19 protein-coding genes are annotated in these 21,765 nt (G+C 63.7%); 8 read left to right on the forward strand and 11 right to left on the reverse strand.

Going from position 1 to position 21,765, the window contains the following annotated elements; all coding sequences use genetic code 11:
* Window positions 1-3: 3 nt before the first annotated feature.
* The 8 genes from ACL2XG_RS21960 to ACL2XG_RS21995 are packed head-to-tail and all read right to left on the reverse strand — an operon-like array spanning window position 4 to window position 9,191.
* Window positions 4-1,719, reverse strand: coding sequence for an NADH-quinone oxidoreductase subunit C (locus tag ACL2XG_RS21960; RefSeq protein WP_410013865.1), 1,716 nt, complete (start codon window positions 1,717-1,719; stop codon window positions 4-6).
* The gene (locus ACL2XG_RS21965) at window positions 1,716-3,293 is read right to left on the reverse strand and encodes a hydrogenase 4 subunit F (protein ID WP_410013866.1); all 1,578 of its coding nucleotides are present in this window, start codon (window positions 3,291-3,293) and stop codon (window positions 1,716-1,718) included. The genes ACL2XG_RS21960 and ACL2XG_RS21965 overlap by 4 nt, the downstream gene beginning before the upstream one ends.
* A 4-nt stretch (window positions 3,294-3,297) precedes the next feature.
* Entirely contained in the window at window positions 3,298-3,948 is a 651-nt protein-coding gene (gene hyfE, locus ACL2XG_RS21970) for a hydrogenase 4 membrane subunit (protein ID WP_413721260.1), read from the reverse strand.
* An 11-nt stretch (window positions 3,949-3,959) separates the two neighbouring features.
* Window positions 3,960-5,399: a hydrogenase 4 subunit D gene (locus tag ACL2XG_RS21975; protein WP_413721259.1), complete on the reverse strand. Its 1,440-nt coding sequence runs from the start codon at window positions 5,397-5,399 to the stop codon at window positions 3,960-3,962.
* An 18-nt stretch (window positions 5,400-5,417) separates the two neighbouring features.
* The gene (locus ACL2XG_RS21980) at window positions 5,418-6,368 is read right to left on the reverse strand and encodes a respiratory chain complex I subunit 1 family protein (RefSeq protein ID WP_410013869.1); all 951 of its coding nucleotides are present in this window, start codon (window positions 6,366-6,368) and stop codon (window positions 5,418-5,420) included.
* Window positions 6,369-6,379: 11 nt separating this feature from the next.
* Complete coding sequence (hyfB, locus tag ACL2XG_RS21985; RefSeq protein ID WP_413721258.1) at window positions 6,380-8,395, reverse strand: hydrogenase 4 subunit B; 2,016 nt, start codon at window positions 8,393-8,395, stop codon at window positions 6,380-6,382.
* A gap of 2 nt (window positions 8,396-8,397) precedes the next feature.
* Complete coding sequence (locus tag ACL2XG_RS21990; protein WP_410013871.1) at window positions 8,398-9,018, reverse strand: 4Fe-4S dicluster domain-containing protein; 621 nt, start codon at window positions 9,016-9,018, stop codon at window positions 8,398-8,400.
* 44 nt (window positions 9,019-9,062) lie between these two features.
* On the reverse strand, window positions 9,063-9,191 hold the full coding sequence (locus ACL2XG_RS21995; RefSeq protein ID WP_410013872.1) for a hypothetical protein: 129 nt from the start codon (window positions 9,189-9,191) through the stop codon (window positions 9,063-9,065).
* Between the two features lie 292 nt (window positions 9,192-9,483).
* Here ACL2XG_RS21995 and hypA point away from each other — a divergent pair, with 292 nt between their 5' ends.
* The 6 genes from hypA to ACL2XG_RS22025 are packed head-to-tail and all read left to right on the forward strand — an operon-like array spanning window position 9,484 to window position 15,943.
* On the forward strand, window positions 9,484-9,828 hold the full coding sequence (gene hypA / locus ACL2XG_RS22000; protein ID WP_410013873.1) for a hydrogenase maturation nickel metallochaperone HypA: 345 nt from the start codon (window positions 9,484-9,486) through the stop codon (window positions 9,826-9,828).
* Between the two features lie 39 nt (window positions 9,829-9,867).
* The gene (gene hypB / locus ACL2XG_RS22005; protein ID WP_413721257.1) at window positions 9,868-11,028 is read left to right on the forward strand and encodes a hydrogenase nickel incorporation protein HypB; all 1,161 of its coding nucleotides are present in this window, start codon (window positions 9,868-9,870) and stop codon (window positions 11,026-11,028) included.
* The gene (gene hypC, locus ACL2XG_RS22010) at window positions 11,019-11,312 is read left to right on the forward strand and encodes a HypC/HybG/HupF family hydrogenase formation chaperone (RefSeq protein ID WP_413721256.1); all 294 of its coding nucleotides are present in this window, start codon (window positions 11,019-11,021) and stop codon (window positions 11,310-11,312) included. The genes hypB and hypC overlap by 10 nt, the downstream gene beginning before the upstream one ends.
* Window positions 11,299-12,414, forward strand: coding sequence for a hydrogenase formation protein HypD (gene hypD / locus ACL2XG_RS22015; protein WP_413721255.1), 1,116 nt, complete (start codon window positions 11,299-11,301; stop codon window positions 12,412-12,414). Before hypC ends, hypD begins: the two co-directional genes overlap by 14 nt.
* Window positions 12,411-13,424 (forward strand): hydrogenase expression/formation protein HypE, encoded by a 1,014-nt coding sequence (gene hypE / locus ACL2XG_RS22020; protein WP_410013877.1) that lies wholly within the window; start codon window positions 12,411-12,413, stop codon window positions 13,422-13,424. Before hypD ends, hypE begins: the two co-directional genes overlap by 4 nt.
* Window positions 13,425-13,435: 11 nt before the next feature.
* On the forward strand, window positions 13,436-15,943 hold the full coding sequence (locus ACL2XG_RS22025; protein WP_413721254.1) for a carbamoyltransferase HypF: 2,508 nt from the start codon (window positions 13,436-13,438) through the stop codon (window positions 15,941-15,943).
* Here the strand turns inward: ACL2XG_RS22025 and ACL2XG_RS22030 are convergent.
* Window positions 15,935-16,942, reverse strand: a complete 1,008-nt coding sequence (locus tag ACL2XG_RS22030) for a LysR family transcriptional regulator (protein ID WP_413721253.1) — start codon at window positions 16,940-16,942, stop codon at window positions 15,935-15,937. The two genes, ACL2XG_RS22025 and ACL2XG_RS22030, sit on opposite strands and share 9 nt — an antisense overlap.
* A 372-nt stretch (window positions 16,943-17,314) precedes the next feature.
* Here ACL2XG_RS22030 and ACL2XG_RS22035 point away from each other — a divergent pair, with 372 nt between their 5' ends.
* On the forward strand, window positions 17,315-18,574 hold the full coding sequence (locus tag ACL2XG_RS22035) for an MFS transporter (protein WP_413721252.1): 1,260 nt from the start codon (window positions 17,315-17,317) through the stop codon (window positions 18,572-18,574).
* A gap of 25 nt (window positions 18,575-18,599) precedes the next feature.
* Here ACL2XG_RS22035 and ACL2XG_RS22040 read toward each other — a convergent pair whose 3' ends face one another.
* The gene (locus ACL2XG_RS22040; RefSeq protein WP_413721251.1) at window positions 18,600-19,538 is read right to left on the reverse strand and encodes a LysR family transcriptional regulator; all 939 of its coding nucleotides are present in this window, start codon (window positions 19,536-19,538) and stop codon (window positions 18,600-18,602) included.
* Window positions 19,539-19,656: 118 nt separating this feature from the next.
* Here ACL2XG_RS22040 and ACL2XG_RS22045 point away from each other — a divergent pair, with 118 nt between their 5' ends.
* On the forward strand, window positions 19,657-20,616 hold the full coding sequence (locus tag ACL2XG_RS22045; RefSeq protein WP_413721250.1) for a quinone oxidoreductase family protein: 960 nt from the start codon (window positions 19,657-19,659) through the stop codon (window positions 20,614-20,616).
* Between the two features lie 34 nt (window positions 20,617-20,650).
* On the opposite strand, the gene ACL2XG_RS22050 is transcribed toward ACL2XG_RS22045, so the two are convergent.
* The gene (locus ACL2XG_RS22050) at window positions 20,651-21,757 is read right to left on the reverse strand and encodes an ABC transporter permease (RefSeq protein WP_410013883.1); all 1,107 of its coding nucleotides are present in this window, start codon (window positions 21,755-21,757) and stop codon (window positions 20,651-20,653) included.
* Window positions 21,758-21,765: the final 8 nt, after the last annotated feature.

Raw genomic sequence — 21,765 nt, forward strand, 5'->3', positions numbered from 1 at the left:
CCTCTACTTAAGCGGCGAATGGGTGCGTTCAATGCCATAGCGTTCCAGCTCCTGATAAGGCACGGTTTTCGCCCTGCGCTTGTTGATATCCACCAGCGTCACGCGATCGGTGCAGGAATAGCAGGGATCGAGGCTGCCGATGATCAGCGGCGCATCGGAGATATTGTTGCCGCGCAGCATATACCGCAGCACCGGCCAGTTGGCGTAGGTGGCGGCGCGGCAGCGCCAGCGGAACAGCTTCTGGTTATCGCCGAGCATGCTCCAGTGCACATCTTCGCCGCGCGGCGCCTCGGAAAAGCCGAGCGCGAATTTATGCGGCTGATACGTAAAGCCCTCGGTGAGCAGCGGGCCGCCGGGCAGGTTGTCCAGTCCGTATTCAATCATCGCCAGCGAGTCCAGCACCTCTTTTACCCGTACCATGACGCGGGAATAGACGTCGCAGCCGTCAAGGGTAAACAGCGTTTTCGGCAGGTTGGCGTAGTTGGCGTAGGGGTGATCGAAGCGCAGGTCGCGCTTAAAGCCGCTGGCGCGGATCATCGGCCCCACCGGGCTGAAATCGCGGGCGATTTTCGGGTCCAGCCGGCCGATGCCCTGGGTGCGCTGCGCCATGTTCGGCGTGCTGAGCAGCATATCCACCAACTGGACGAAGTCGGCGCGCATTTCGGCCACCAGCAGCAGCGTTTTCAGCCGCTGCTCCTTGAGGATATCGCGCCGGATGCCGCCGATCAGGTTCATGCCGTAGGTCTTGCGGGCGCCGGTCAGCAGTTCCGCCATGGTCATGGCTTTTTCGCGCACGCGGAAGAACTGCATAAAGCCGGTGTCAAAACCGACAAAGTGGCTGGACAGGCCGATATTCAGCAGATGGCTGTGCAGGCGTTCCACTTCCAGCAGGATGCTGCGGATGGCGTGGGCGCGCGGCGGCACCACGATGCCCAGCGCGTTTTCCACCGAGTTGGTATAGGCCACGCTGTGGGTAAAACCGCAGATGCCGCACACCCGGTCCGACAGGAAGGTGACCTCATTATACCCCATGCGGGTTTCCGCCAGCTTTTCCATGCCGCGATGGACGTAGAATAGCCGGTAGTCGGCGTCGACAATCTGCTCGCCGTCGACAAACAGCCGGAAGTGGCCCGGTTCGTCGGAGGTGATATGCAGCGGGCCGATGGGCACCACCCGGGTCTCGCCGGCGGCGTCGTTCTCGAAGGGATAGGTTTCGGTCTCAGTGGTCGGCGTCGGGCGCTGGCGATAGTCCATGCTGTCCTTGCGCAGCGGATAGAGATCCTCCGGCCAATCGTCGGGCAGCACCAGGCGCCGTTCGTCCGGCAGGCCCACCGGGATCAGGCCGTACATATCGCGGATTTCGCGTTCGCCCCACACCGCCGCCGGGACGCGCGGCGTCACCGACGGGAATTCAAGGGTCGTGGCGCTCACCAGCGCCTTGACGATGATCCAGCACTTCTCGCCCTGTTCCATCGACAGCACATAATAGACGGCAAAATCGCCGCACAGGGTACGCTCATCGTTGCCGAACAGCACCGACAGCCAGCCGCCCTGGTTGTAGTAGAGAAACTCCACCACCTCCGGCAGGGCGTTAACCTTCACCGTGATGGTTAACTGATTGGCCGTTTGCCATTCGTGGGCCAGGACCGCCGCGGGGAATTTTTCGTTTACCTGCGCCAGGTAACCCAGGCCGAGTTTGTCGGAAATGATGTCTGTCACTTTACTTCTCCTGACGGGGAATGAATGGGCGTTGCCGTCCCGGTATCCAGCGCGGCCCAGGGCCAGCTGAACGATGCCACATCGTGGTTAAGCACGATGGTGGCGGCGTTTTCCAACAGCCCGATCACCGGCCGGGGAATACAGGTGCCCATCACCAGCATCAGCACCAGCAGCACGGCCATCGGCAGCGTGGTCAGCCAGCCCAGTTCGCCTTTGCTCGTCGCCTCCGGCCGGTCGCCGAACACGGTCATGGCAATCATGCGCACCAGCCCGCCGAGCACCACGGTCAGCAGCAGCAACAGCACCAGGGTAAGAATAAGATGGCCGCCGGCAAGTCCCGCCGCCACCGTCATAAATTCGCTGAGGAAAATGTTAAACGGCGGCATGCCGCCCAGCGCCAGCGCGCCCGCCGCCATCATAACGGCGGTAAAGGGCGCGACGCGCATCATGCCTTTTACCGCGCCCATATCGCGGGTGCCGTATTTCAGCAGCACATTGCCGGACCCGCAGAATAATAAGGTCTTCGTCAGGCTGTGGTTGAGGGTATGCAGCAGCGCCGCCAGCACGCCCAGGGGGCCGCCGATGCCAATCGCCACCACGATAAGTCCCATGTTCTCCACGCTGGAATAGGCCAGCAGCCGTTTGATATCGCGCTGCACCAGAATGAAAAACGCGGCTACCGCCACAGACAGCATGCCGAATACGATCAACAGGCGGCTGGGGAACACCGGGCCGATGGCGGCGCTGATAATGATGTAATAGCGCAGGATAACCAGCAGGGCGCAGTTGAGCAGCACCGCCGACAGCAGGGCGCTGGTGGGGCTGGGCGCTTCGCTGTGGGCGTCGGGCAGCCAGGCGTGCATCGGAAACAGGCCGGTCTTGGTGCCGAAACCAATCAGCACGAACACAAACGCCAGGTGCATCAGCGTCGGATCCAGCAGGCTGGTGTGTTTGAGCACTTCGGTCCAGAAAATCGCCTGGCCCGGATCGGGCAGGACGCTGGCGGCGTTGGCGTAGACCAGAATGGTGCCGTACAGGCCGAATGCGACGCCGACGGTACAGATAATGATGTATTTCCAGGCCGCCTCCAGCGAGGAGCGCTGGCCGTAAAGGCCCACCAGGAACGCCGAACTGAGGGTGGTGGCTTCCACCGCCGCCCACATCAGGATCAGGTTGTTGCTGCTCACCACCAGCAGCATGGTGAATAAAAACAGATGAAAAAAGCCGTAGTAGTGACACAAGGTGGTGACGGAAATTTCACCGGTGTCGACTTCATGGCGCATGTAACCCATGGAGTACAGGCCGGTGATGAAACCGATAATGCCGAGGATGGCCAGGAACAGCGCGCCCAGGCTGTCGATATACAGCCAGCGGTGCGCGGCCAGCAGCGCTCCTTGCGCCATGACCTGGCCTACCACCCACAGCGCTTCCGCCAGCAAGGCGATGATGCCCAGGGTGTGCAGGGCGGTGACCAGGCCGCGCGCCGCGCCGCCGGCGAACCGGCAGGCAAAGGCCAGCAGCGATATCGCCAGTGGTGTAACCAGTAATATCAATAACATAGCGGTATTGCTCATCTCATTACCCCTTCAGCGCCGTCAGTTGATTAACGTTCAGCGTGTTGAGCGTACGGTAGATTTTGCGTGCCATGAACGCCATGATAAGCACGGCGAAGATAGCGTCGGTGGCAATACCGATTTCCACCAGCTCCGGCGCCCGGTTGGCCAGCAGCGCCAGCGTCAGGTGCGAGCCGTTTTCCATCAGGCAGTATCCGAATACCTGCTTGAGGATATTGCGCTGGGTGACGATACACAGCAGCCCGAGCAGGAAATGGCCCAGCGACACCGCCAGCGCCGGTTTCAGCGCTGCCACCATCGGCAGGTTTACCGGCGCGACGACAAACCAGCACAGCAGCACGATAATCGCCGCCGCCAGCATCAGCAGGGTCGGGCTGATAATGCCGCCATCCGCCCCGGGATCGGACAGTTTGCTAAATGCCCTGGCCATGATCAGCGGCACCAGCACCACCTTGGTGATCAGCGCGCTCAGGGACCAAAGCATCAGCTGGTGGGCCTGGAGCGTTTGCGCCAGGGTGAAGAAAATCAGCACCAGCACCAGCGATTGCAGGGCATACAAACAGCAGGAGACCATGGGGCGTTTGGCGCCGATGACCAACAGCGAGGTGAGCATCATCAGGCCCGCGAGGTTATTGACTATCAGAGATCCGGTCATAAATTTGTTCCTTATCCAAGCCAGGCGACGGCAATAAAGCTGGAGCACAGCGACATCACGATCAGAACCACCAGCACCGCGCGCATGGCCAGCGGCAGCGGCGCGGCCTGCGCCACCGCCTCGCTGGGCTTGCCGGGAACCACCCGTCCGAACCAAAAAAGCAGCCAGGCGAAGCTGGCGACAGACTCAATCAACACCAGGATCATCAGCGGCGTCAGCACCCAGTACTGGCTTGACAGGGCGAAGCCGGCGGCGAAAATCGGGAACTTGCTGAAAAAGCCGTTGAACGGCGGCACGCCGGTAATGGCCAGCGCCGCCACGCAAAAACCGATGCCCAGCAGCGGCATCTTGCCGATGACGCCCTTAAGCCTGGGCAGCATGCGGGTGCCGCAGCTGTAGCTGAAGGCGCCGGCCACCAGGAAGAACAGGCTCTTGGCGAAGGCGTGGTTAAAGATGTAGGCGATGCCGCCGTTGAAGGCCTCCTTCGACCCGAAGATCGCCAGCGACAGGGCGAAAAAGATATACGCCAGCTGGGTGATGGTGGACCAGGCCAGCAGCCGTTTCATATCCTTTTGCGGCAGGTACATCATAAAGCCGTAGATCATGGTCGCCACCGCCATTACCATGCCGACCCAGCCGATGATATGCGGTACGTCGCCGGCGGACAGGATGGCGCGGGCGAAGATATACACCCCGACCTTGACCATGGACGCGGCGTGCAGATAGGCGCTGACCGGGGTCGGCGCCTCCATGGCGTCCGGCAGCCAGGCTTGCAGCGGCAACTGGGCGGACTTGCCCCAGGCGGCGAACAGGATGCCGCCGAACACCACCAGCGCGGGGGTGCCGTGCAGCTGGCCCAGGGCGCTGAGGGCGAAGGTGCCGGTGGTGATAAACAGCGTCGCCGCCGCCAGGTACAGGCCGATGGAGGCGAAGTGGGTTATCAGCAGGGCTTTCATGGCGGAACGCTGGGCTTTCGGCGTCTGGTAGTAGCCGATCAATCCCCAGGAGCAGCCGCCGGTGATTTCAAAAAACAGCAGCTGGCCGAGCAGGGTGGACGACAGCACCAGCCCCGCCATGGCGCCGATAAACACCAGCAGGAAGGCATAATAACGATTGGTGCCCTCATGGGGATGCTCACGGTTGCCGTTGGTAAGGTAACCGGTGGAATACAGACTCACCAGCAGGCCGAGAAACACCACTGCGAACAGGATCAGGGTGCTGATGCGATCGACGGTGACGCCTATCAGCGCCGTGTCGCCATACGACAGCAGGGTATAGGTGGCGTCGAGCTTGCCGCCGCTGAAAAACGCCTGCGCCAGCCAAAGCGTGCCGAGCGTCGCCAGCAGCGCAAACAGGGTGCAGAGCCATTTCGCCAGGCGTTGGGGCAGGCAGGCGGTCAGCAGCGCGCCGGCAAATGGGACCAGAACAGTCGCAAGGGCTATATTCTCCATAATAAATTTCCTGGCTCCTTAAAGTCCGGTGAGGTAAAAAACAAAGGACAGCGCGGCGACGCCGAACCCCAGCCAGGTCACGCGCGGAATCAATAAAAAGCGCCCGCGCGCCAGGCTGTTTTCCAATAGGGAAGCGAGGGTAAACACCACGACAAGCTTGATAACCGTGGCGACCAGCGCCCAGAGCAGCGACGGCGCGGTCAGTTCCGTGACCTTGCCGAAGGGAATAAATACCGCCAGGAACAGTTCGGCCATCACCACCTGTTTCAGGCCGATGCCCCACTTCACCAGCGCCAGGCCGGAACCGCTATACTCGGTCAGCGGCCCTTCCTGCAGTTCCTGTTCCGCCTCCGCCACGTCGAACGGAATCTTGCCCATCTCGATAAAGGTGGCGAAGCCGCAGGCCAGCAGGGCCAGGAAAGTGGCGGTGGGGGAAATCCAGCCGGCGGAAAGCGTGGCGCTGATGGCGCCGATATTGGTGGAGCCGGTAATCAGCGCCACCACCAGCAGCGCCAGGATCAGGGTAGGCTCCACCAGCACGCCCAGCGTCAGCTCGCGGCTGGCGCCGATGCCGGCGAAGGTGCTGCCGGTATCCAGCCCCGACAGCGAAAAGAAGAACCGGAACAGCGCGAACAGATACAGCAGGGCGATCAGATCCCCCGCCGCGCCGAACGGTGAAAAGCGGGTCAGCACCGGCAGGGTCATGGACACCAGCAGCATACTGCCCAGCAGCACATAAGGCATGACGCGAAATACCGGCCCCGCCTGCTCCGGCGCCACGTCCTGGCGTTTGAGCAGCTTGGCGATATCGCGGTAATCCTGCCACAGCCCGGGTCCGCGCCGGGAATGCATACGGGCGCGGATTTGCCGTGACAGGCCGGTCAGCAGCGGCGTCAACGCCAGCAGCAGCAGCGCCTGGACCAGGGCGAACAGCCCCATGGTCAGCGACGGCAACGGTTGTATCAACATGGTCTCTCTCCTCAGAGGGCGGTGACAAGCAGCAGGATGACCAGCGCGGCGACCACGTACAGGCAGTAAATGCGGAAATCCCCGCCCTGCAAGACCTGGACCCGCGCGCCCAGGCGCTGGGTGATACGTACCAAGGGGTTGATGATATCCTCATCCCAGAAGGGTTCGACGCGGCCCGCGCCGAGCGTGGCGTACTCCAGCGCCTGTTTAAGCCGGGGCGACGGGTCGAGCCGGCGCCTGAGCCCGTAAAGGGTGGCGAACATCACGCGCAGCGGCTGGGTAAAGCTGCCGGCCGACATGGCCATCAGCGGTTCCCAGGCATAACCGCAGGCCCAGGGATCGCCGCCGCGGCGATAGCCCGGCTGGGCGCCTTTGCGCAGCAGGTAAATCGCCAGCGGGATCAGCGGCAGGGCCAGCAGCAGGATAAACATCATCAGCGGCGACATCATGGCCTGGCCGGCCTGCTGCGGCACCAGCAGCGTCCCCTGGACCACGGTAAAATCATGGGTATGGCTCAGCCCGGCGGCGACGTTCGCCAGCACCGGGGCCACCAGGGACGCGCCGGCGCCAAGCAGCACGCACGACAGCGCCAGCAGCAGCATGGCCGTGGTCATCTGCCAGGGCACCTCGCGGGCCTGGGCGGCTTTATCGCTCCTGGCCGCGCCGCAAAAGCTGATGCCGTAGACCTTGACAAAGCACATCGCCGCCAGCGCGCCGGTAATGGCCAGCATCACCATCGCCACGGGTCCGCTCAGGCGCATGATAAAGCCGCCGTCATGGCTCATGGTGAACAGGGATTGATAGGTGTACCACTCGCTGACAAAACCGTTGAGCGGCGGCAGCGCGGAGATGGCCATACAGCCGATAAGAAACGCCATCGCGGTAAGGGGCATCAGGCGGCCAAGGCCCCCCATTTTTTCCATATCGCGGCTGTGCACGCGCCAGATAATGGCGCCGGCGCCGAGGAACAGCAGTCCTTTGAAGACCGCGTGGTTAAGCAAATGATACAGCGCGCCGAGCAGCCCGAGCGCGGCCAGCACCGGATGATGGGCGGCAATGCCCACCATGCCGACGCCCACCCCCATCAGGATGATGCCGATGTTTTCCACCGTATGCCACGCCAGCAGGCGCTTGATATCATGCTCCGCCAGCGCGTACAGCACCCCGAGCACCGAGGACACCGCGCCGAAGGCCAATACCAGGATGCCCCACCACAGCTGGCTGGCGCCCAGCAGGTCGATGCCGACCTTGATAATGCCGAAAATGCCGATTTTCACCATGACGCCGGACATCAGCGCCGAGGCGTGCGACGGCGCGGCGGGATGCGCGCGCGGCAGCCAGCTGTGCAGCGGCAGCATGCCGGCCTTGGCGCCGAAACCGAAAAACGCCAGCAGGAACACCGCCGAGGCGCCGGCGGGCGACAGCGACAGCCCGCGGAACGACGCAAACTCCAGGCTGCCGCTCTGGCGCCACATCAGGAAGAACGACACCATGATCAGTACCGACCCGGCGTGGGCGATAAAGAAGTACAGCAGCCCGGCGTTAACGGATTCTTCGTCCTGATCGGCAATCACCAGGAACCAGGACGCCAGCGACATCATTTCGAAGAAGATGATGAACCAGAAGGCGTTGTCCATCACCACAAGCGTGGCCATCGAGGCGATAAACAGGTTCATAAAGAAGCCCATCGCCGCCGCGCCGCGGCCGATATATTCGCGTACATAAGCGATGGAGTAGAGGGCGCACACCGTCACCAGCAGCGAAATCACCAGCAGCATAAAGGCCGCCAGCCCGTCCAGGCGCACGCTGAAGGCGGCAAAGGGAAAGGGGCCGGCGGAGGCCCAGGTCAGCGTCTCGCCGCTCAGCAATACCGGGACGGCGGCAAGTCCGCCCAGTACCCCGCCGGCCATCGCCGTCAGACCGGCGACCCATATCGCCAGCGCTTCCCGGCGCGCCAGCAACAGCGACAGGATGCCGCCGATAACGTACAACCCGAGCGAACCGCTGAGTAATTGAAAGGGGCCCATGTTTATTCCTGCTCCGGTGTAGGGGGGGAAAGAAAATCCAGATCCGACGACAGCCAGCGCGCCGCATAGTTGCGCCTGCGCCGGCTGGCCTGTTCCACCGCGCCGTCATCCACCAGCACCAGCGCGTCGGTCGGGCAGACCTTGACGCACTGCGGGCCGTCGGGATGGAAATCGCACAGGTCGCATTTCACCGCCACGCTCCGGACCCCGGCGTTCCAGGCCAGGAACGGATTCATGTTCTGCGGGCTTTCCGGCACATCGGCCAGTTGCCGCGAGGGAATAAAATTCTCGAACAACGTGGGGATATTCACCGGCGTACTGCCGGAGGGCGTGATGGCGCCGAAGGGACAGGCCAGTCCGCACAGTTTGCAGCCGATGCACAGGCTTTCATTGAGCTCGATGGCGTCAGGACCATGGGTTATGGCGTTGACGGGGCAGACGCGGGCGCAGGGCGCGTCTTCACAATGGCGGCACAGCAACGGCGCGGTATGCTCGCCGGTACGGGTTACGTAAAGCCGGGGGTGCGACTGCAACCCCACGGCCTTATGCACCTGGGTACAAGCGGCCATACAGGTGTTACAGCCAATGCAAAGCTGTGGTTCCGCGATAACAAAGCGGTTCATAACCCTCTCCTCCAGGAGAAACGGATGACAGTCAGGCTGCATGCTTAATCGATGCCCGCGACTAAAGCATATTCCATGCCAGCAGTAGGGTTATAGCCGGCAAGGCCCGTGGCGCGGGCATCGGTGGGAGGGTGATCAAGGAAAAAAGGCGCGGGCGAGGGTAATATCGTCATAAGTGTCGACCCCGGCGGCCGCGGGAGTGTCGTCATAAGTGACGACGTGCCGGCGCCGGGGGCCGTGAAGGGAACAGCGCCGCCGGGGCTGGCGTCAGTCCTTTGATTTTTAAGTTTAAATTATTCGTGCCGGCGCGCCAGACCTGGCATCCCCCTTGCATGCGCATGATAAGCACTGCCACGGTCCCCGCGTCCGGAAACGCCCGCGGGACCGCCGCCCCGGCCTGGCCGCGGCCAGCGTCGCGCGCGAAGTCTTGACCGGGCGCTCACCCGACCTTAAGCGGAGCCATTAATGCATGAATTAACACTGGCGCAGAACACGCTGGAAATCCTGGAGCAGCAGGCGCGGTTAAACGGCGCGCGGCGCGTAACCGGCGTTTGGCTGTCCATCGGCGCCTTCTCCTGCGTGGAGGCGGAATCCCTGCATTTTTGTTTCGATATGGTGTGCCGGGGCACCGCGGCCGAGGGATGCGTGCTGCATCTCGAGCAGCAGCCGGCCGAGGCCTGGTGCGGGCGCTGCCTGCGCCACGTCATGCTGCCCGACGCGCCGCTGCTGGTCTGTCCGCTGTGCGGCGGGCATCAGCTGCAAACAGACGCCCATGACCACATCCAGATCAAACGACTGGAAGTGGCGTAACGTTATACTGGGCCTATTCACGATGTTAGGAGACTTGCCATGTGCAGTACCTGCGGTTGTGCCGAAGGCGAACGTCATATCGAGGGTGATGATGATCGCCACTCTCATCATCACCACAGCCATGCCGATCACGACCACGCTCATCATGACCATAGCCATGCCGATCACGATCACCCTCATCATGACCATGGCCACAGCCATCATGACGCCGCCCACGCCGCTTCGCCGCGCCGCATCAGCCTGACCGCCGCCGCGCCTGCGACGATAATCCATCATCACTATCACGGCGACGTGCATAATCATTACTACAGCGTGGCGCCGGGGCACATGCCGCCGCCGGCCGCCGGGCGCGTTATGGATCGCGACGGAAATGCCGGCAGCGGCGCCGGACGTGCCGCTTATCCCGCCGGGGATACCGGCGGTTCGGCGTTTATTCCGCAGTCAGGCCCCCAGGGGGATCTTGATTACGGCCAGGGCCCGGCGGGTACCCATGCGACAGGTCTTAGCCAGCGCCGCATGGTGGAAATCGAGATTGACGTGCTGGATAAAAACAACCGGCTGGCGGCACGCAACCGGGCGCATTTCCAGGCGATGAATATCCTGGCGCTGAACCTGGTTTCCAGCCCCGGATCGGGTAAGACCACCCTGCTGACCGAAACGCTGCTGCGGCTGCGGGACCGGGTCAGCTGCGCGGTGATCGAAGGCGATCAGCAAACCACCAATGACGCCGACCGCATCCGCGCCACCGGCGTCCCGGCCATTCAGGTCAATACCGGCAAAGGCTGTCATCTCGACGCGCAAATGATCCATGACGCCGCCCAACGGCTGGCGCCGCCGGAGAGCAGCCTGCTGTTTATCGAAAACGTCGGCAACCTGGTGTGCCCGGCCGGTTTTGATCTGGGCGAGCGGTTGAAAGTGGTGGTGCTGTCGGTCACCGAAGGAGAGGACAAGCCGCTGAAATATCCCCATATGTTCGCCGCCGCCGGGCTAATGATCCTCAATAAAACCGATTTGCTGCCCTGGGTGACGTTTGACGTCGATATCTGTATCGCCAATGCCCGCCGGGTGAATCCGGCGATTGCGGTGCTGATGGTGTCGGCCACCACCGGCGCGGGCATGGACGCCTGGCTGGGCTGGCTGACGGATCAGCTGGCCGGCGGCCGGACAGCGGCGGACGCGGAGGCACAGTCATGTGCATAGGCATTCCCGGCCAGGTGATGGCGCTGGATAACGACAGCCCGGGCAACGCCTGGGTCGATGTGTGCGGTGTTAGACGCCGGGTTAACGTGCGGCTGGTTTGCGCCGACGAGGCCGCCATGGCCGCGTTGCCGGGTCAATGGATCCTGGTGCATGTCGGGTTTGCCATGAGCCTGCTCGACGAGCATGAGGCGCGGGAAACCCTGGAGGCGCTTCAGGCCATGGGCGAGGTGGAGCCCGACGTCGGTTATTTCCTGCGCGGAGGTGAGCCTGATGCGGTTCGTTGACGAATACCGCCAGCCCGAGCTGGTGCGCGGCCTGGTCACCCGCATCGCCGAGCGCATGCCTTTTACCGGCTATACGCCGGCGCGCCCCCTGCAGATCATGGAAGTGTGCGGCGGCCATACCCATGCCATTTTTAAATTTGGTCTCGATAAATTACTGCCGCCGTCGCTGGAATTTATTCACGGTCCGGGCTGTCCGGTTTGTGTGCTGCCGGCGGGGCGCATCGACGCCTGCCTGGAAATCGCCCAGCGGCCCGGGGTGATTTTTTGCACCTTCGGCGACGCCATGCGCGTGCCCGGCCGCAACGGGTCGCTGCTGACCGCCCGCCAGCGGGGCGCCGACGTGCGTATGGTCTGGTCGCCTCTTGACGCGCTGGACATTGCCCGGGCGAACCCCGACCGGCAGGTGGTGTTTTTCGGCATCGGGTTTGAAACCACCATGCCCGCCAGCGCCGTCACCCTGCAGCAGGCGCGCGCCGACGGCGTGGAGAACTTTTTCCTGTTCTGCCAGCACATCACCCTGATGCCGACGCTGAAAAGCCTGCTGGCGCAGCCGGATGTGCGCATCGACGGTTTTATCGCCCCCGGCCATGTCAGCATGGTGATAGGCGAACAGCCTTTTGCTTATATCAGCGATGTTTGCCATAAGCCGGTGGTGGTCACCGGCTTCGAACCGGGGGACATCCTGCAGGGCCTGCTGATGCTGATCGAACAGTACGCCGCGGGGCGCTGCACGGTGGAAAACCAATACCGGCGCGTGGTGCCGGGGCAGGGTAACGGCCTGGCGCAGCGCGCCATGGACGAGGTGTTCATTACCGCGGGCGCCAGCGAATGGCGCGGCCTGGGGGTTATCGACGATTCCCGCGTCAGCCTGCGTCCGGACTGGATGGCGTTTGACGCGGAGCTGCGGTTCCATCCCGCCCAGCAACCCGTGGCGGATGACCCGCGCGCCCGCTGCGGCGCGGTGCTGACCGGGCGCTGCAAGCCGGCGGACTGCCCGCTGTTCGGCGGCGTCTGCACGCCGGAAAACGCCTTCGGCGCGCTGATGGTTTCATCGGAGGGGGCTTGCGCCGCCTGGTATCAATATCGTCGGAGTGAGGCATGAACAAACAGATTACGCTGGCGCACGGCAACGGCGGCGGCGCCATGCAGGCGCTGATAAGCGGAGTATTCCTCAGCGCCTTCGACAACCCGCTGCTGTGCACCGGGGAAGACCAGGCCCGCTTGCAGCTGAGCGAAATGACCGCCCTGGGCGACCGGCTGGCCTTTACCACCGACAGCTATGTGGTCGACCCGCTGTTTTTCCCCGGCGGCGATATCGGCAAGCTGGCGGTGTGCGGCACCGCCAACGATCTGGCGGTCAGCGGCGCCACCCCGCGCTGGCTTTCCTGCGGTTTTATCCTTGAGGAAGGACTGCCGCTGGAGATCCTGGAACGGGTGGTGCGGTCGATGGCCGCCACCGCCCGCGACGCCGGCATCCAGATTGTGACCGGCGACACCAAAGTGGTGCCGCGCGGCGCGGTGGATAAATTGTTTATCAATACCGCCGGGCTGGGCGTGATCCCGACCGGCATCGACTGGGGCGCGTCCCGTATCCGCGCCGGCGATCGCATCCTGGTCAGCGGTACGCTGGGGGATCACGGCGCCACGATCCTTAACCTGCGCGAGCACCTCGGCATGGAGGCGGATCTGGTCAGCGACTGCGCGGTGCTGGCGCCGCTTATCGCCGCCCTGCGCGATATCGGCGGCGTGCGTACCCTGCGCGACGCCACGCGCGGCGGCGTGACCGCCATCCTGCATGAGTTCGCCCGCGGCAGCCTGTGCGGCATGAGCATTAACGAGGCGGCGCTGCCGGTAAAAACCACGGTGCGCGGACTGTGCGAACTGCTGGGGCTGGAGCCGCTGAATTTCGCCAATGAAGGCAAGCTGGTGCTGATAGTGGACGCGGCGGCGGAGCAGCAGGTGCTGCGGGCGCTGCGCGCGCACCCGCTGGGACGCGACGCCGCGGTCATCGGCGAGGTGACCGGGGATAAACAGGTCCGGCTGCGCGGGCTGTACGGCGTTAGCCGTTTGCTCGATCTGCCCCATGACGAACCCCTGCCGAGGATTTGCTAGCGGAGAAGACGATGGCGCACAACGGCGTATTGTTACGCATCACCGGCAAGGTCCAGGGGGTGGGGTTTCGGCCCACGGTCTGGCAGGTGGCCCACCGCCTGGGATTGACCGGCGACGTCGGCAATAACGCCGACGGCGTAGAGGTGCGCCTGTGGGGCCACGATACCGGGCGGTTTATCGCCCAGCTGCGCCGGGATTGCCCTACGCTTGCGACCATCGACGAAATCGATATCCTGCCCTGGCAGTGGGCGCGCCCGCCGTCGTCGTTTACCATTATCGAAAGCCGCGGCGGCGCGATGAAAACCCAGGTGGTGCCGGACGCGGCCACCTGCGGCGACTGCCTGGCCGAGCTGTTTGATCCCGCCAATCGCCGTTTCGGCTATCCTTTTATCAACTGCACCCACTGCGGGCCGCGTTTTACCCTGATCCGCCGCATGCCCTACGATCGGCCCAATACCGCCATGGCTGCGTTTCCCCAATGCCCTGATTGCCTGGCTGAATACCACAACCCCGCCGACCGGCGTTTTCATGCCCAGCCGAACGCCTGTCCCGCCTGCGGGCCGCAGGCCTGGCTGGCGGACCGCCATGGCGGGCGGCTGGCGGCTGCCGATGACGCCATTACCGAGGCGGCGCGCAGGCTGCTGGCCGGGGAAATCGTGGCGGTGAAAGGCTTGGGCGGTTTTCACCTGGCCTGCGACGCCACCAACCCGGCGGCGGTGGCGCGGCTGCGCGCGCGTAAACGGCGGCCATCCAAACCGCTGGCGGTGATGATGCCGGACAGCGACTGGCTGCGCCGCTGCCTCGGGCATGCCGACCCGGCGCTGGTGGCGTTGCTGCAATCCGCCGCCGCGCCCATTGTGCTGGTGCCGTTGCCGCCCTGTGCGACGGCGGTCGCCTACGGCGCGGACGTTGCCCCCGGGCTTGCCGCCTCCGCTGCCGGCGCGCCGGCCGATCGGGCGTCCGGTGACGGCGGCGCCCCGGCGCCCGGTGCGATAGGCGCGCAGGCGCCGCTGGCGCTGTGCGCCGGTATTGCGCCCGGCTTGCATGAAATCGGCGTGATGCTGCCGGCCAGTCCGCTGCAACATCTGTTGCTGCGTCGCGCCGGACGGCCGCTGGTCATGACCTCCGGCAATCTTAACGGCCGGCCGCCGGCGCTGGATAACCGCCAGGCGCTGGATGAGCTGGCCGCCATCGCCGACGCCTGGCTATTACACGATCGCGATATCGTCCAGCGCGCCGATGATTCCCTGGTGCGCCTCAGCGCCGGGGGGGTGGAGATGCTGCGCCGTTCCCGCGGCTATGTGCCCGACGCCATCGCGCTGCCTCCCGGATTTGCCCTGGCGCCGGCCATACTGGCCATGGGGGCGGATTTAAAAAACACCTTCTGCCTGCTGCGCGACGGACAGGCGGTGCTCAGCCAGCATCTGGGCGATCTGGCGGATGAAGGCATCCAGCGCCAGCGGCAGCAGGCGCTGGCGCTGTTTCACGCCATCTGGGATTTTACGCCGCGGGCGGTGGCGGTGGACGCCCATCCCGGCTACCTCAGCCGGCGCTGGGGCGCGGCGCTGGCGACCGAACGCGGCTTACCCTGCCTAACCATCCTGCATCATCACGCCCATCTGGCAGCCTGCCTGGGTGAACACGGCTGGCCGCTCGACGGCGGGCCGGTAATCGGCCTGGCCATGGACGGACTGGGCTACGGCGGCGCGCGCCGGCACGACATTCCGACGCGGGACATACCGCCGGATGACGACAGGCGCGGGGACGGCCTGGCGGACAGCGGGCATGAGGGCGGCGCCCTGTGGGGGGGAGAATGCCTTCTCGTGGACTACCGCGAATCCCGGTGGCTGGGCGGCCTGCCCGCCGTCGCCCTGCCCGGCGGCGATCTGGCGGCGCGCCAGCCCTGGCGCAACCTGCTGGCGCAGTGGCTGCGCTTTGTGCCCGACTGGCGCGGCCTGCCGGAAGCCGGGCATATTCCCGCGGGCGCGGGCGAGCTGCTGGCCAGGGCGGTGGCGCGCGGGATCAACGCGCCGCCGGCGTCTTCCACCGGCCGGTTATTTGACGCGGTGGCCGCGGCTCTCGGGGTGTGTGCCGGCGAAACCAGCTGGGAAGGGGAGGCGGCCTGCCGGCTGGAGGCGCTGGCGTGGCGCGGCGCCGGGCAGGGAGGGGAGCCGGCGGTGACTTTGCCCGTATCGCTACCCTTGCTGGATAACCGGCTGGATATGGCGACCTTCTGGCGTCAATGGCTGGCCTGGCGCGCCGGCCCGGCCGAACGGGCCTATGGCTTCCACCTGGCCCTGGCGCGGGGATTCGCCGCGCTGGCCCGGCAGGCGGCGGCGCGCCATGGCATCGACACGGTGGTCCTGTCCGGCGGCGTGCTGCATAACCGGCTGTTTCGCGAACTGCTGGTGCGGGAACTGCAGGGCCTGCGGGTACTGGTTCCCTCCCGGCTGCCGGCCGGCGACGGCGGACTGGCGCTGGGACAGGCGCTGATCGCCGCCGCGCGCCTGCTAGGCTGAGCTGTCCCGGCACGGGGCTACGTCCGCTGCGTCTTCCCGGCCTTTGGGATCGGCCGCGGCCGGATTTTCCGGCGCCGCGCCGTCAAGCAGGGCGGCGTACTCCCGCTGCAGTTCCCCGCATCCGAGCTTCAGCCGCTCGTACAGCTGGCGTACCGCCGGCGAAAATTGCCGACGGTGCGGGCAGATAAGATGCAACGGCACGCGATCGCCGCCATAGCCTTTCAGCACCACCTCAAGCCTGCCCGCGCGCACGTCATGGCATACCTCCAGCCAGGACTTATAGGCGATCCCCTCGCCGGCAATGGCCAGGCGGCGCACCACTTCCGCGTCGTCGCTGGTCAGGGTGCCGCTTACGCCCACCGCCTGCGGCTGGCCGTGCGGATAAAAACGCCACTTATCATACACACGGCCGTGCAGCACAAACGTCAGGCAATCATGTCCGGCCAGATCGGCCGGGGTCGAAGGCCGGCCGCGGCGCGCCAGATACGCCGGCGACGCCACCACCACCCGCCGGTTTTCCGCCGCGAGCGGCAGGGCGACGTAGCTGGCGTCATCCATAATGCCGTAGCGGAAGGCCACATCCACCGGATCCTTGAAGATATCGGTCACCTGATCGGATAAATAAAGCCGCACCTGCAGGTTGGGATGATCATGACGAAATTGGGTGATCCAGGGCAGCAGCACGTTACGTCCCAAATCGGACGGGGCGGCGATTTGCAGCATACCGTGCAGGCCGGCCGGCTCCTGATGCAGCAGGTCCTGCCCCTCGCGCAGGCTGCGCAGCGCTGCGCGGGCATAAGGCAGATACTGCTCCCCTTCGGCCGTCAGGCGCAGGCTGCGGGTGGAACGGGCAAACAAACGGATGTTCAGCTCCCGCTCCAGGCGCTTGATCGCCGCGCTGACCTGGGCCGGCAACAGATCCGCCTCCCGCGCCGCGTTCGAAAAGCTGCCGAGCGCCGCCGAGCGGACAAACAACGCCAAATCGTCAATCCTTACCATGTTTCTTTACCATCACCGGGCCGGCCGCGCCATGCCAAGCGTGCGCCGGAAATAAGCCATACCGGCAGTATAACGCTGAATAAGGGGCGGGACGGTGGACAAAATGCGGCCGCCGGCGGGCAGGCGCCAATGGAGAATGGCGCGGGGCGCCCGAGGCAATGACTGTTTACATAATCTTGATAAATGATACAAATCCACAATAAAAGTAAGAGTATTACGTGCTATAAACAAATAGTTAACAATTTAAAAACATATTATTCCGCTCTGTTCTCATCCGGGTAGCGGGGAACCCCCCGGCGGCATACCCAGGCCTGGCTTATTTTTTCCGGTGCCACCGTAAAGGTGACCGATTCAAAGATAGGACACTAACTTATGTTTAACTGGACCCCTACACAGCGCAACGTGGCATTCGCCTGTTTTGCCTGCTGGATGCTGGACGCCTTCGACTTTTTTATCCTGGTATTTGTGCTAAGCGATCTGGCCGCGTGGTTTAAAACCGATATCGCCAGCGTTTCCATCTCGATTATGCTGACCCTGGCGGTGCGTCCGTTGGGGGCGTTGCTGTTTGGCCGCCTGGCCGAGAAGTATGGCCGCCGGCCGATTCTCATGATCAACGTGCTGATGTTCTCGCTGTTTGAATTGCTGTCGGCCTGGTCGCCGACGCTGGCGCTTTTTATTGCCTTCCGGGTGGTATACGGCGTGGCGATGGGGGGCATCTGGGGCGTGGCCTCGTCACTGGCGATGGAAACCATCCCCGACAGGTCCCGCGGCCTGATGTCGGGCATCTTCCAGGCGGGATATCCCGCCGGTTACCTGCTGGCGGCGATTATTTTCGGCCTGTTTTTCGAGAGCGTCGGCTGGCGCGGCATGTTCCTGATCGGGGCGCTGCCGGTGCTGTTGCTGCCCTATATTTACTTCAAGGTGCCGGAATCGCCGGTATGGCTGGCGGCCAGGGAACGCAAGGAGAGCGTGGCGCTGCTGCCCATTATCCGCGCCCATTGGAAGCTCTGCCTCTATATGGTGGTGCTGATGGCCTGCTTTAACTTTTTCAGCCACGGCACCCAGGATCTTTATCCCACCTTTCTGAAAGTGCAGCACGGCTTTGCTCCCCATACCGTCAGCATCATCGCCATCGGCTACAATATCGCCGCCATGCTGGGCGGCATCTGTTTCGGCTCCCTGTCGGAAAAAATAGGGCGTAAAAAAGCGATGATCATCGCCTCCCTGCTGGCCCTGCCGGTGCTGCCGCTGTGGGCGTTCGCCAGCGGGTCGGTGCTGATAGGCCTGGGCGCGTTTCTGATGCAGTTTATGGTGCAGGGCGCCTGGGGCGTGGTGCCTACCTACCTGACGGAGCTGGTGCCCGCCAATTCGCGGGCGGTGCTGCCGGGCTTTGTGTACCAGCTGGGCAACCTGATTGCCTCGGTGAACGCCACGCTGCAGTCCCGTATCGCCGAAGCGCACGGCAATAACTACGGCCTGGCCATGGCCATGGTGGCGGGCACCGTGGCTATTCTGATCAGTATTCTGGTCAGCTTCGGGCGCGAAACGCAGGGCAAAACCATTTCCGGCTATGATAACGGCGGCGGCAGCGGCCGCCCGAAGGTGGAATCCGCCGCCGGCACGGGCAAATAAGGGCCAGGGGCCGCCGATGGCGGCTCTAGGGATAGCCGGGCCGGCTCTCCATGCCGGCAGCCGCCGGATTCGCCGGCGTGCGCCCCCAGAGCGCGGCCACCAGGGAGGCAATAAACAGTTCGAGTTTCAGTGGTTGCTGGCGGTCCGGCAAGGAAATCACATGCATGGGCCGCGGGATGGCCCGCCAGTCCGGCAGCACCTGGACCAGCCGGCCGGCGGCGATATCGTTGCCCAACAATATCTCGGCGTGCATCGCGATGCCAAAGCCTGCCAGGGCCGCCTGCCGCACGCTTTCACCTGAGTCGATGCGCAACCTTGGGTGAACCTCCACGCTGTCCTCCCCGCCAGGGCCGGTCAGCCGCCAGCGGCTATTGCCCTGCCATTGGCTGAAGCCAAAACAGTTATGTCCGCTCAGGTCGGCGGGACGCGCTGGGGCGCCATAACGGGCCAGATAATCCGGGGAGGCCGCCAGCACCAGGGTATAATCCGGCAGCCGACGGGCAATCACGCCATCACTGCCGATATCGCCGATACGGAAAACGGCGTCGAAATGCTCGTCTATCAAATCCACTTTACGGTCCGATAATACCACTTCAATCGTTATTTCCTGGTGTGACTGCATGAACCCGGTCAGCAGCGGGGTCAAGACATGATTGCCAAAGACGACCGGCGCGCTGATGCGCAGTTTCCCGGCGGGTTCGGTTAATAAATGATGCGTCAGCGCCTCGGCCTGCTCCGCGTCCGCCAGCAGGCGGCGGCAGCGTTCATAAAACAGCCTGCCGATTTCCGTTACGCCCTGCTGACGGGTAGTCCTGGCCAGCAGCCTGGCCTGCAATCGGCTTTCCAGGAAACGTATATGTTTGCCGACCATGGTGGGGGAGATGTTCATCTCGGCGGCGGCCAAGACAAAGCTGCCTTTTTCCACGACCTGGATAAATACCGCCATGCTGGTTAAACGGTCCATTAAAAACCCACGGTGTTTTATTAAACTATTTTATCGCTATTTATAGCATATAACCGCCATGGAATACTCCTGGTCATTACCCTGGGTGTTGCATGGAGGAAAGCGAATGCGGGCATTAATGTTTAATCGGTTTGGCGGGCCGGAAGTGTTGTTTTACGGTGATCACCCCACCCCCGCGGTGCCCGCGGGCGCCGTGCAGGTCAAGATGGCGGCGGCCGGACTTAATTTTGCCGATATTTATCGCCGGCGCGGGGACTATCCCCTGGCGGATCGCGCACCTCATATCGGCGGGTATGAGGGCGTCGGTTATGTGACGGCGGTCGGCGCGGAGGTGACCGGCTGGCATCTCGGGCAGCGGGTGGGTTTTGCCGACGTGCCGTTTGCCCATGCCACCCGGGTAAACGTGCCGGTCGACCGCGCCTTGAAACTGCCCGACGACATCGGTGATGTGGCGGCGGCGGCCATATTGTTGCAGGGCCTTACGGCGCAATACCTTATCAATGACAGCGTCAGGGTGGCGGAAAACGATCGGGTGCTGGTGCTGGCGGCCGCCGGCGGGGTGGGGCAACATTTGACGCGATTGATGAAGGCGCGCGGCGCCAGGGTCTACGCCGTGGCCTCGACGCGGGATAAACAGCGTATCTGCCTGGCTAACGGCGCCCTCGCCGCTTACGGTTATGACGATAACTGGGCGGAGCGTGTTCGTGAGGCGACGGGGGGCGGCGTGAAGTATGTGTTTGATTCCGTGGGCAGTACGCTCCCGAACAGTCTTGCGGCGTTGCATCCCGGCGGCAGGGTGGTGTTATTCGGCATGTCGGGCGGCGCGGCGCCCGCCTTAGCGCCTTCCAGCCTGATGATGGCGTCGAAAGGGGTGATCGGCGGCGATCTCTGGACCTATCTTGGCGACGGCGCGCAGCGCGCAAGCCGCGCCCGCGCCCTGTTTTCCGCCTGGCGGCGGGGATGGATCGCGCCGCCGGCCGTGGAGACCTTCCCTTTAAGCGCCGGGGCCGGGGCGCACCGGCGTCTGGAAGACCGCCATTTTGCCGGCAAGATTGTGCTGCTTGGGGAAGAGGACTGACGCAGGTGACGTCGGCCGCCGGTTACCGCTCCGCTCAGGCAATCTTGCGGCGGAACATCCAGTAGGCCGCGCTGCCGGTGGTGGCGGTGATCGCCAGCAACGGCCACAGGCTGTGCCAGATAATGGCGAAATCCGCATCCTTGAGGTAAATCTCTTTAATGATATCGGTAAAATGCCGCACCGGGTTTACCCAGGTCAGCGTTTGCAGCCACGACGGCATATTCTCCACCGGCGCGACATAACCCGACAGCAGGATGGCCGGCATGATAAACACAAACACGCCGATAAACGCCTGCTGCTGCGTCGAGCAAAGCGAGGAGATCAGCAGGCCGAACCCCACCAGCGACAGGCCGTAGATCAGCATGGTGCCGTAAAACAGCAGCAGCGAGCCGGCAAAGGGAATGCGGTACCCCAAAATGCCGATAATCAGCACGATGGACGCCTGGATACTGGCCACCACCAGCGCCGGCACCGCTTTGCCGACAAAAATCTGCCAGGTGGTCAGCGGCGAAACCAGCAGTTGATCCAGGGTCCCTTGCTCCCGCTCGCGCGCCACCGACAGCGAGGTGACGATCAGTACGCCGATGGTGGTGATCAGGGCAATCAATGACGGCACCACAAACCATTTATAATCCAGGTTGGGGTTATACCAGTTGCGTATCACCAGTTCGCTGTTATTGGGTTTAACCTGCCGCGCCGTCAGCTCCAGTTGGTAATCGCGGATAATCTGCTGGATATAGTTGGCCGCTATCTGCGCGCTGTTGGAGTTGCGCCCGTCCAGCAGCAACTGCAGCGGCGCTGGAATGCCGGCGGCCAGGTCGCGTGAGAATTGCGCCGGGAAACGCACCACCAGCAGGGCGCGCTGGTTATCCAGGGTGCTTTGGATCTGCTGCGGGCTGCGCAGCCATACCACCGCGGTAAAGGCTTTGGCCTTGGCGAAGCGCTGGGTCAGCTCCACCGAGGCCTGGCCGCTGTCCTCGCTGTAAACGGCGATGGTGGCATGGGTCACCTCAAGCGTGGCGGCAAACGGGAACAGCAGCACCTGCAGAATAACCGGCATGATCAGGATCGCCCGCGTTTGCGGCTCGCGCAGCAGCGACTGCAGTTCTTTGACGATAAGCGTCCATAAGCGATAGAACATAACCCTTC

Origin of the sequence: Sodalis sp. RH24, assembly GCF_047324145.1 — a bacterium.
In the GTDB taxonomy this organism is placed as follows: Bacteria; Pseudomonadota; Gammaproteobacteria; order Enterobacterales; family Enterobacteriaceae; genus Acerihabitans.